8 protein-coding genes are annotated in these 9914 nt (G+C 33.4%); 3 read left to right on the forward strand and 5 right to left on the reverse strand.

Features of this window, described 5'->3' with window-relative positions; all coding sequences use genetic code 11:
- The first annotated feature begins 134 nt into the window (after window positions 1-134).
- Entirely contained in the window at window positions 135-665 is a 531-nt protein-coding gene (locus tag QZ659_RS11975; RefSeq protein ID WP_291726057.1) for an inorganic diphosphatase, read from the forward strand.
- Window positions 666-830: 165 nt separating this feature from the next.
- On the opposite strand, the gene QZ659_RS11980 is transcribed toward QZ659_RS11975, so the two are convergent.
- Window positions 831-3080: a S46 family peptidase gene (locus tag QZ659_RS11980; protein WP_291726058.1), complete on the reverse strand. Its 2250-nt coding sequence runs from the start codon at window positions 3078-3080 to the stop codon at window positions 831-833.
- 187 nt (window positions 3081-3267) lie between these two features.
- Here QZ659_RS11980 and QZ659_RS11985 point away from each other — a divergent pair, with 187 nt between their 5' ends.
- A complete protein-coding gene (locus QZ659_RS11985) occupies window positions 3268-3432 on the forward strand; it encodes a hypothetical protein (protein WP_291726059.1) in 165 nt (54 codons plus the stop codon).
- 15 nt (window positions 3433-3447) lie between these two features.
- On the opposite strand, the gene QZ659_RS11990 is transcribed toward QZ659_RS11985, so the two are convergent.
- Entirely contained in the window at window positions 3448-4806 is a 1359-nt protein-coding gene (locus QZ659_RS11990) for a hypothetical protein (RefSeq protein ID WP_291726060.1), read from the reverse strand.
- A 147-nt stretch (window positions 4807-4953) separates the two neighbouring features.
- Between QZ659_RS11990 and QZ659_RS11995 the strand changes: the two genes are divergently transcribed.
- On the forward strand, window positions 4954-5784 hold the full coding sequence (locus QZ659_RS11995) for an SIR2 family NAD-dependent protein deacylase (protein WP_291726061.1): 831 nt from the start codon (window positions 4954-4956) through the stop codon (window positions 5782-5784).
- 340 nt (window positions 5785-6124) lie between these two features.
- Here the strand turns inward: QZ659_RS11995 and QZ659_RS12000 are convergent, their stop codons facing one another.
- The 3 genes from QZ659_RS12000 to QZ659_RS12010 form a co-directional block, all read right to left on the reverse strand.
- On the reverse strand, window positions 6125-6589 hold the full coding sequence (locus tag QZ659_RS12000) for a nucleoside 2-deoxyribosyltransferase domain-containing protein (protein ID WP_291726062.1): 465 nt from the start codon (window positions 6587-6589) through the stop codon (window positions 6125-6127).
- Between the two features lie 293 nt (window positions 6590-6882).
- Entirely contained in the window at window positions 6883-8721 is a 1839-nt protein-coding gene (locus QZ659_RS12005; RefSeq protein WP_291726063.1) for a L,D-transpeptidase family protein, read from the reverse strand.
- A 164-nt stretch (window positions 8722-8885) separates the two neighbouring features.
- A complete protein-coding gene (locus QZ659_RS12010) occupies window positions 8886-9788 on the reverse strand; it encodes a DUF2911 domain-containing protein (RefSeq protein WP_291726064.1) in 903 nt (300 codons plus the stop codon).
- Between the last annotated feature and the right edge of the window lie 126 nt (window positions 9789-9914).

The raw sequence follows: 9914 nt of genomic DNA on the forward strand, positions 1-9914 counted from the left end.
AACTTTGCCTAGAAGTTGATAAATTACACTAAAAAAACTACCTTTGCACTCCCTTTTTATTAAATTAAGATTTGAAAAGAGGAACACACCGAAAAAATAGTAATCATTTTATATTAATTATAAATAAAAAAATAATGGCAGAACAGAATGACTTTACCTTCGATGTAATTGTAGAAATACCTAAAGGAAGTAGAAATAAGTATGAATACGATGCTGAAAAGCGTATGATTCGTTACGACCGTATGATTTTTTCTTCTATGCACTACCCAAGCGATTATGGATTTGTGCCAGAAACGCTTGCTTTAGATGGCGACGAACTAGATGTTTTGGTGCTTGTTTCTGAACCAACTTTCCCAGGTTGTTTGATTGAAGTACGTGCTGTTGGTATTTTTAATATGACAGATGAGAAAGGTCCTGATGCAAAAGTTCTTTGTGTTCCTGTATCCGACCCAATTTGGAATAGTATTCATAAGTTTGAAGATGTAAATCCTCACTTATTGAAAGAAATTGGACACTTCTTTGAAGTTTATAAAGACTTAGAAAAAAAGAAAGTGTCAGTAGAAGATTGGCAAGATGAAAAACAAGCCGTAGAGATTGTAAAGCAATGCCAAGAGCGTTATCAAGAAAATAAGAAAGAAGTTCTTTCTATTCGCCCTGGTATGTAATTAACTCTCAAGTTATAACTTATAAGTTGTAGAACAACTTAAAAATAAATCAGACTTTCGTTAGAAGGTCTGATTTATTTCTTTTATAGGTTTTGATTTTTCTTGAAGCTTAAAAAATTCAATAAAAAAAGCGATACTAAAATTTTAGTATCGCTTTTTTTGTAATTATGATTTTTTACACACACATTTTCCTTTCTTCTTGCATTTTTCTTTTTTACACTCGTGCTTATGATTGTTAGTAGAAACCAATTCCATCTCATCAATAAGGCGAGTTGCACCAGCAAGTTTGTCTATGCAGAAAAGTACGTAACGAATATCTACGTTGATACAACGCTTGTACTGCTCATCAAACACTAAGTCGCCTGTCATAGCTTCCCAGTTTCCATCAAAGGCAAGTCCGATAAGTTCTCCCTTTCCATTAATAACAGGACTTCCAGAGTTACCACCTGTGATGTCGTTGTTAGTAATAAATCCTACACGCAAGTTTCCATCTTTATCAGCATACTTACCATAGTTTTTATTCTTTTGCATGTCCAAAAGCTCTTTTGGTGCATCAAACTCATCGTCTTTAGGAACATACTTTTCAGCCACTCCTTCTAACGTAGTATAATACTGATATTTAACACCGTCTTTTGGAGAGTAGGCTTTTACGTTTCCGTAAGAGAGGCGCAATGTAGAGTTTGCATCTGGATAATATTTCTTGTCTTTGTTTTTCTCTAAAAGTCCTGCAACATAGTCTTTCATAGCTAATTCAACTTCTTGATTAGCAGCCATAAGTTGAGGTGCAATAGTTCTATATTTAGCAATTACAGACTGAATGAGTTCCATTACAGGGTCTTTTGAAAGCACTTCTGAATTTGGATTTTCCAAAAACTTAATAGCTTTTTCTTCACTGGCAAAAATAGAGTTTTCGAAAAGATAAGCAGCATATTTGTCAAAATCTTTTCCATATTCATTAGCTACTGTTGCAAATATCTCTGGATGATATTTTTCATTGATGTCGTTGTAAAACATTCCCAATAAAGCACCAGTAACATTTTTATCTACTTTTGCATTGTATTCTTCAAAGTGATTTTTAGTAGTTTCTTTCAGTTTTGCTGTCAGACCTTCAATAGCTGCATCAGCTTCTTCACTATTTCCACCAGCTAAAGCCATATCTAATTGTCTGAAATTCAAACCAAACTGTACGATTTCACTTCCAAAGAATGCTTCTTGCCAGTAGGCACTCCAAAGCATATAATCTGTCGAACCTGCATAGGCTTTTTCAACACGAGAAAGTGCGCTACTATACTCTTGCTTATCCAAGCCATCTGCCCATTTTTGGTACTCTTTTTCTTGTTCTCTTTTCTTATCTATTGTTTTCAAACGCTTTAAACCTTCATTTTGTCCGATAAAATACTTGTAGTAGTTACTAATTGAAGCATATTTTGAAGCATAAGCAATACGAGTAGCATCGTCTATGTCCATTTGTTCTTTCATAAGAGAAAGTCTTTTTTCACGCAATTTGATACGAGCAGGATTTGTAACAGCATAATCTACATCTAATCCATAAGAAGTTTTGAAACGCTCTGTTCCTCCAGGGAAACCAAAAACCATAGCAAAATCGCCTTCTTCTACGCCATTCATCGAAACAGGTAAAGAGTGTTTAGGCTGCAAAGGAACATTGTCAGTAGAATATTCGGCTGGCTTTCCGTCTTTGTCTGCATAAATACGAAGCAAAGAGAAATCTCCTGTATGGCGTGGCCACATCCAGTTGTCTGTATCGCCACCAAACTTACCAATAGATGAAGGAGGCGCACCTACTAAGCGAACATCTAAAAATACTTCTGATACAAAAAGGTAATACTCATTTCCAAAAAAGAAATCTTTGATATAACCTTTGTAATGGGTGTCTTTTGTGTGTTCTTCAATAATTTGAGCTTTAATTTCTTCTAGTTTTTCTGCTTGCTCATCAAGACTAAGTCCATCAAGCTCTTTTTTGATGCGCTCAGTTACATCTTCCATTTTTACAAGTACAGAAGCTGTAATTCCTTTGTTTGGAAGTTCTTCTGCCATTGTTTTTGCCCAAAAACCATCTGTTAGATAGTCATTTTCTACTGTACTATGATTCTGAATCATATCAAAAGCACAGTGATGATTGGTTAGTAAAAGTCCTTTTGAAGAGATAGCTTCTGAAGTACAGAAGTTCCAAGAAGGGTCGCCATACCCTAAGCCAAAAATAGCATCTTTAAGGCTAGAGTTATTTACACTATAAATTTCTTCGGCTGTTAGCTTTAAGCCATTTGCTTTCATGTCAGCTTCATTTAAGCGTTTGACAAGCATAGGCAACCACATGCCTTCATCGGCACGAGCAAAACCTGTAAACATTACACAGGCTAACACAAGTGTAGTTATTTTTAAACTAATTTTATACATTCTGATATGTGTGTTTAAGTTTTTAAGATAAGGGATAAAATTAAAAGGGATTGATAGTGTTTTCAGGCAATTTTTTAGGATTATTTACTGTCCATAAATAAACAATTCACAAAGGTAAAAAAAAAATGCTAGTATTGTTAGCAGACCTTACTATGAATCAGAAAAACGTATCGAAATTAAGTTCTTTTTGACTAAGAGATATAGATTTATACGTTTTGATACAAAAGAGAGGGCAGAGTATGAAAAAATTATCTTTGATATTTTTGACCATCTGTTTGCTGCTGTCCCTTATTTTAATTCGGAGCTTTTTGAAGCTATTTTTGATAGATTGGAGGGTGGGAGGGGTAAATAATAGTTGCTATAAAAATTAATCTGTACCTAGCTTTGAAATTGCTCCATCAAAATCATCAATATTTAGCCCTATCTGTAATATTATAAACAATAATAAAAAACCATATGCAACTTTAGTGTCTTTCTTAACCATCTGTGTCATAATTTTTTTTGCAAACGACAAACTAAGGTTTGGCGAACTATTAGGCTTTGCAATTATTTTTTTCAAGGCTACTTCGTTCTTTGATAATTTTTGCCTTAAAATCATTTTTTTCATTAGTAATGAATACTCAAAAAAGTTTTTAGGAATTTTCTTTAAAGATTTTTCGTGTAGCTTAGATATTTTTTTCTTGTCCACTATAAATCCAAATTCTTCAAGCAATTTATCTACTGTACCTTTGTACAAAATTCTCCAAATACCTATACTAGTGTAGTGGAATATCAAACCTAGAAGTCCTAAAAATAAATCTTCGCTATCAATTCCCAAACTTTTCATCTTGTCTTTATCAAAATTTCTATCTATAAATGACAGAATCGTATCTCTGAATTCAAAACAGAAGTCTAACGTACGGCTTAAATTGGGTTTATCTTTTAGAAAAAGTCTATATTCGTTTTCCTTCTTATTTAAAATTTCGAAATTCCCTTTCTTTATATTAGATTCATTCTCTAAATAGAGTACTGTTAGTGGATAAATCCAAGCACTCTTTTCTATTATCAATTTGTATGTGAAGTGTAATCCTACAGTTAAAACATCCATAAGAAAATTAGTAAGAAGATTAACCTCTAATGTTATATCCTGTGTTTCATCTTCTTCAAGTGATAATATAACTTCATCTCTGATAATAATATTACTGTGTGAATTCAGATTTCTAATCACCCTAAGTCTTAGTATATCCCCTGCGTAAAAATCAAACAATTTCAGTTCTGATATTATCCAGTTTTTACCAGAAGTTTTTTTGTCATCTAATCTCCATTTATTCTGTATTGCTTTTTCTATAATGTACCAAGAATCATATAAGTCGCAAGTATTACAATTTTCTTGTGATAATAGAATTAAGATGAAATAATGATAAGAGTTTTCAAATGTTTGAGAGATAAAATCTATTTTTTCTTTAGCACTCCAGTTATTTATTTCAAAGCTTTTAATATGCTGAAAATCATTAGCAAATTTAACAGTAAAGTTGCTCATCCACAGGTGTTGAAGTAAAATGGACATTTTACGAGGATTTTTATCTATTTGACTTTGTAAGTTTATGAGCCACTTATCCACATTGTTACTGTAATGTCTACTTAAATTAGAGTTAGAGAGATTTATTTTATTTGCACTTAAAATACTTTCTACTAGTGTTGTACTTTGTTCAGATATTTTATCTAATATTTCTTCTATGTTATTCATCTCTGTATTATTTATGAATTAATTTGTTTATTTTATCGCAACGCAGTGATAAAAAAAATAGTTGCAACTTTAATGAACATTTGTTAAAATTATTAACAATATAAAATATTTCTATTAGATACACAGCAAATTCTAAACTGATAAAAAATGAAAACACAAGACTTACAAACTATCAAAAACTGGCTCAAAGAAGCTGATGCCCTCGTCATTACGGCAGGGGCTGGAATGGGCGTAGATTCTGGACTGGCAGACTACCGTGGAGAAGAAGGAGGACAATGGGGACAAGTAGAAGCCGAAACGGAGAAAACAGTTTTTGAAACCGTCAATCCTGCTGCTTTTTTGGAAAACCCTGCGTATAGTTGGGATTTGTTTGGTAAGCGAATGGAAGAATATGAAAATACACAGCCACATCAAGGATTTTATATCTTGAAAGAATGGATTGAAAAATTTAATTTAGACTATTTTGTCATTACCTCAAATATAGATTCTCACTTTCAGAAAGCTGGTTTTGAGGAAGAAAAAATTAGAGAACTACACGGTTCACTAGCTTACTTTCAAAGTAGTAACCCAAAACTTTCTAATAAGATTTGGAAAACTGAGCTGACTGGCAAAGTTATTCGCCTAGGAATTTATGACAATCGTTTTCCGATGTGTCCATATTCGAAGGTAATGGCTCGTCCAAATGTCTATATGTTTAGAGATGATACGTTTGTCAATACACGTACAAAGGCACAGGAACAAAATTTTCAAACCTTTCTGAAAGCCAATGAAGGAAAGAATATTATTGTTTTTGAAATAGGTTCAGGACCACATGTGCAGGCTGTTCGTATGAAAACACGTCTTTTAAAAAATAAATATAAGGCAAATGTAGTTCGTATTAATCCAAAGGATTTCAAGATAAAACCTCCACATATTGGCATTGATACAGGAGCTTTACAAGCTCTCAGTGAGATACATTCTTTTGTAGAAAAAAAGTAAAAAAATAATTGATTTTTTTCGTCCAAATAACAACTTATTTTTTGCCTTTGCGTTATACTATCAGATTTGCAAATCAGAACATCTACCTGTACGATGTAAAATAGAGGAGCAGTAGCCGAAAAGCTCATAGAGTAGGCAAATTTTTATCTGTTATTATTCTATTTATTATGTCAAAGAAAGAAAACACTCCGAACACGCAGAAAGGTAAACAAACACCTTCTAAACCAACACCTGCAAAACGTTCAGAAAAACCAGCTCCTAAAAAAGACAAAAAATAATTTTTTAGATAGCAAGAAATAAAAATAAGACCTATATCTGAAAAGATGTAGGTCTTGTTGTTTCAATGAGTTATTTTTTCTATTTCTTCTATCAGATGCTTTAGAGTTTCTATTTGTTTTATACCAAACCTCTCACAGACAATATCAACATTTCCCTTTCGCCAATAGCCTTTCGGACAGCAGACTACGATATTTTCTTTTCTGGCAAAAAGTCCTAATTCCAACAGACTGATAGGAGCTTTTGAAGTGGGAGCAAAATAAAAGACAATCAAATCAGCTTTTTCTAGTGCGTCTAGTTCCCACGTTACTTGTTCTTTGAAATAGGTGTTTTCAATGGTTTGTTCCCAAGAGCTATCCCAGTCTTTTCGGCGTGGATTGAAAAAATGTAACATTGGATTTTCTTCAAAATTATCAATGATTTCTTGTTGCCAATCGATAGCATTTCCCATATCAATACTGCCTGCTAAGAAAATACTTTTATGGGTTGAGGGGATTTCTAATGAAGAAGGTGGATAGATAGTTGGCATTTGAGTAAAATTAAAGAATTGAAACTTTGAACTTGTTTAAGGATGGTTTTCTAGCGCAAGATTCCATCTTGTGCTTACCGTTTCGTCAGCATATACTGACGAAGAAGTGAGTCCAAGCAGAATGCATTAAACAACTTCTTTATAAAGTTACAAAAAAACAAACCTCAAGAAAATAAATTCTCTTGAGGTTTACTATAAAGATTGTTTAGTTTAGAATAAATGCTTCTGTTTCAATGTGCTAAACTTTTCGCCATTGTCGGTATCTCACCGATAATCATTTACACTGAATGCTTTTATTTCATTGCTAATTCATTTTTTTTCAAGACACTAAATTCCTTAGAACGTTTTTGCATCCATTCTTCTAGGTTTTTATCACGCTTTGCTAAAATATCCTTCTGTGCTTGGTCATAACCATAAACATCTTTTGAAAAATGAACTTTTCCATTATCATCTACCCACGTTGTCCAATAGACAATATGAACAACCCATTGCCTGTCTAGGTAAACATTAGTTGTCGTTCCACCATACATCGTTTCATGTATTTTTTCTGGAGTCCATGTTTCTGGTTTTTCTTTTAAAATATAATTGGCTAATGCTTCTGGTTCGTGCAAACGAATACAACCGTGGCTCAAGGCTCTATCTGCTTTGTCAAACTGGGTAGAAGGTGTATCGTGCATATAAACGTTGTTTGCATTTGGAAAAATAAACTTTACTCTACCAAGTGCATTTCCTGCTCCCGAATTTTGTACGATAGAATAATTACCCATATTGCTTACATTACTCCAATTTACAGAACTTGGACTAATTTCTCTTACTCCACTACTGGTGCGCTGATAAATACTAAAATTATTCCTTGAAAAATAGCTACCTCCACGACGTAATTTAGGCAACATCTCATTGGTGGCAATGCTGACAGGAACATGCCATTTCGGACTCATCACGACATATTTCATTGTATCTACAAAGAGAGGAGTAGCGTGAAAAGAACGACCTACCATTACTTTGGTTTCAAAATTTCGTTTTCCATAATCGTACAAACGCATCCAATACGAAGGAACATTCACAATAATATAGCTATCTCCCAAAGAATCTCTGAGCCAGCGCATACGTTCCATATTGAGTTCTATTTGCTCTAATCTTGTTTCTGCCGAAGTAGCCAGTTCTTTAAGCAAATTATTTCCTACTACTCCATCTCTTTCTAAAGTATGGCGTTCTTGAAAATTTTTGACAGCTTCTTGTAGTTTTTTATCATATACTTGTGAGGTATCAGAAGCATCATTTTCTGTAAGTTGTAGGTCTCCTGTTTTGCTCAATATATTTCTAATAGTAGGAACAAGTTCATGACGGTTAAACTCTTCTGTGCTATCTATTTTAATCTTTTTATAATTTTCAATATTAATTTTTTCCCAACCTCCTTCTCTTACTATTTTTTTATACTCTTCTCTAGCTTCTTTTAGCTTTGCATAGAGTTCGTATTGAGGTTCTGCCTTTTTGATAATATCATCAAATGTATTGTTTTGGGTAGCACTGTAAAGCACATCTACAAAATCAGCAGGATGATAGTCTTCTAGCCAAATATTTAGTTCATCTCCTACTTCATCTGGCTTGACTCTACCAGCCTTAATATGATTTAAGTAAGTGAGAGCCATAGCTGTTGTGAAAACGTCAAGTTTCATGAGCTTAGGCAAGTCATAATCTCCATCTGTTCCCAACAAAGCAGTTTGTGTTTCGTCTATATCAGCAAGTGCATAAGCATCTTCGTTTAGTCCTTCCGAACCTGCACTTTTAAGGTAGCCCATCAGAGATTGTGTATGAGGAAGAACAGTAGTGGCAGAGTACCAAACAGGTTGAAAGTTATTTTTCTGATAAAATAAATACAACTGCTCTTTCAAAAAACTTCTAGCAAAAGAATCTGGAAAGTAAAGCTCACTTTGCTTGGCATCTATGAGTTGTTTTATCCAAATTTCAGCTTCTTCTGTATCTATTTCAGCTTCTGGGATGAGGTAAGCAATATCTATTTCTTCGGTAGTATGTCCGAATTTGTCTCGTTTACAAGATGAAAAAGTAAGAAATAAGAAGGCGAGTAAAAATGTAAGAAGAAAAAATCTCTTGTAAAATGGGAAGTAATTCATAAGAAATAAGTTAAAAAAATGTGTAAGATAAAAAGCAAGAGAATGCTATTAAAAATAAAAGGCAATCGCCTTTTTAGCAAAATCTGTACCTAGATAAACGGATTCTATTACAAAAAGTTTTTGTTTATGTCTTTAATAAGTTGGAATAAATGCTTTTTACGTCATTAATTTAATTTCAGAATCCACGTATCTATCTGTGCTTGAATAGTCTCTTGGTAAATAAAATTGGCATCGTCTTGTCCTACTTTTAATGCTTTTTTTGCGTTTTCTATTGCTCCTTTGTAGTCATTTCCTAAGGCTAATATTTCAGCTTTTACCCAGTAGGGAAGGTAGTGGTCATTTTTGAGTTTTATAGCTTGATTTGCCCAGTCTAGTGCTTGACGAAGTTCTATTTTTTCGTTTTTGTAATATCCTGCACTACGTACTAATACCTGCCAGTCGTTTGGATATTTTGAAATAGCTTCTGCAATATTTTTCTTGGCTTCTTCTACTGTATTTACTTGGATTGTAATTCTTGCTAATTTGCATTCCCAACGCAAAATAAAAGTAGCTTCGTTTTCCAATATTTTATCAAAATCATACGCTAAAGTTTCTTGAAATTTTGATTTTTCAACAGTCGCACTGACACGCAAAACATCATTTTTAGAGTCGTATGCCTCTTTTCCCCAAGAATCTACTGCCGTATTGAAAATAAATGTCCAGTCTCCTCTTTTCTGTGGAATAACAAAAATAGCATATTTTCCTTTCTTCAATGGTCTTCCATTAATTTTTACATCACTAGAAAATTCCATAGTTGTCGCCTCATTTGCACCTGCTCGCCAAACTTTGCCATAAGGCACAAGTTCTCCCCAAATATCGCCTTTTCTTCCCTTCACACTTGGGCGACTATAACGAACATAAAACTCTGTTAGTCCGATTTCCTGCATCAATGTTGAAATAGAACTTTTGCGTGGGAGTTCTAGTTTTTCTTCTTCCTCCGACATATCATTGGCTTGTCCTTTTTCTTGGGCAAAGGTTGAAAAAGAAATGAGAGAGAATGAGATAAAAAAATAAATAAAAATTTTCATTCAAGAATATGTTAGAATTACGAATTTTTTGACTTAAAAGACAATAATCATTCAAGAAATGTAGTTCCTCCCTGATTACTGATTACTGATTACTGATTACTGATTACTGATTACTGATTACTGATT

The organism is Bernardetia sp., from assembly GCF_020630935.1.
Classification (GTDB): Bacteria; Bacteroidota; Bacteroidia; order Cytophagales; family Bernardetiaceae; genus Bernardetia.

Bases quoted from the DNA above. Each gene is read 5' to 3' on its own strand.
- QZ659_RS11975 (WP_291726057.1), top strand. From the start codon at position 135: ATGGCAGAACAGAATGACTTTACCTTCGATGTAATTGTAGAAATACCT.
- QZ659_RS11980 (WP_291726058.1), bottom strand. From the start codon at position 3,080: ATGTATAAAATTAGTTTAAAAATAACTACACTTGTGTTAGCCTGTGTA.
- QZ659_RS11990 (WP_291726060.1), bottom strand. From the start codon at position 4,806: ATGAATAACATAGAAGAAATATTAGATAAAATATCTGAACAAAGTACA.
- QZ659_RS11995 (WP_291726061.1), top strand. From the start codon at position 4,954: ATGAAAACACAAGACTTACAAACTATCAAAAACTGGCTCAAAGAAGCT.
- QZ659_RS12000 (WP_291726062.1), bottom strand. From the start codon at position 6,589: ATGCCAACTATCTATCCACCTTCTTCATTAGAAATCCCCTCAACCCAT.
- QZ659_RS12005 (WP_291726063.1), bottom strand. From the start codon at position 8,721: ATGAATTACTTCCCATTTTACAAGAGATTTTTTCTTCTTACATTTTTA.
- QZ659_RS12010 (WP_291726064.1), bottom strand. From the start codon at position 9,788: ATGAAAATTTTTATTTATTTTTTTATCTCATTCTCTCTCATTTCTTTT.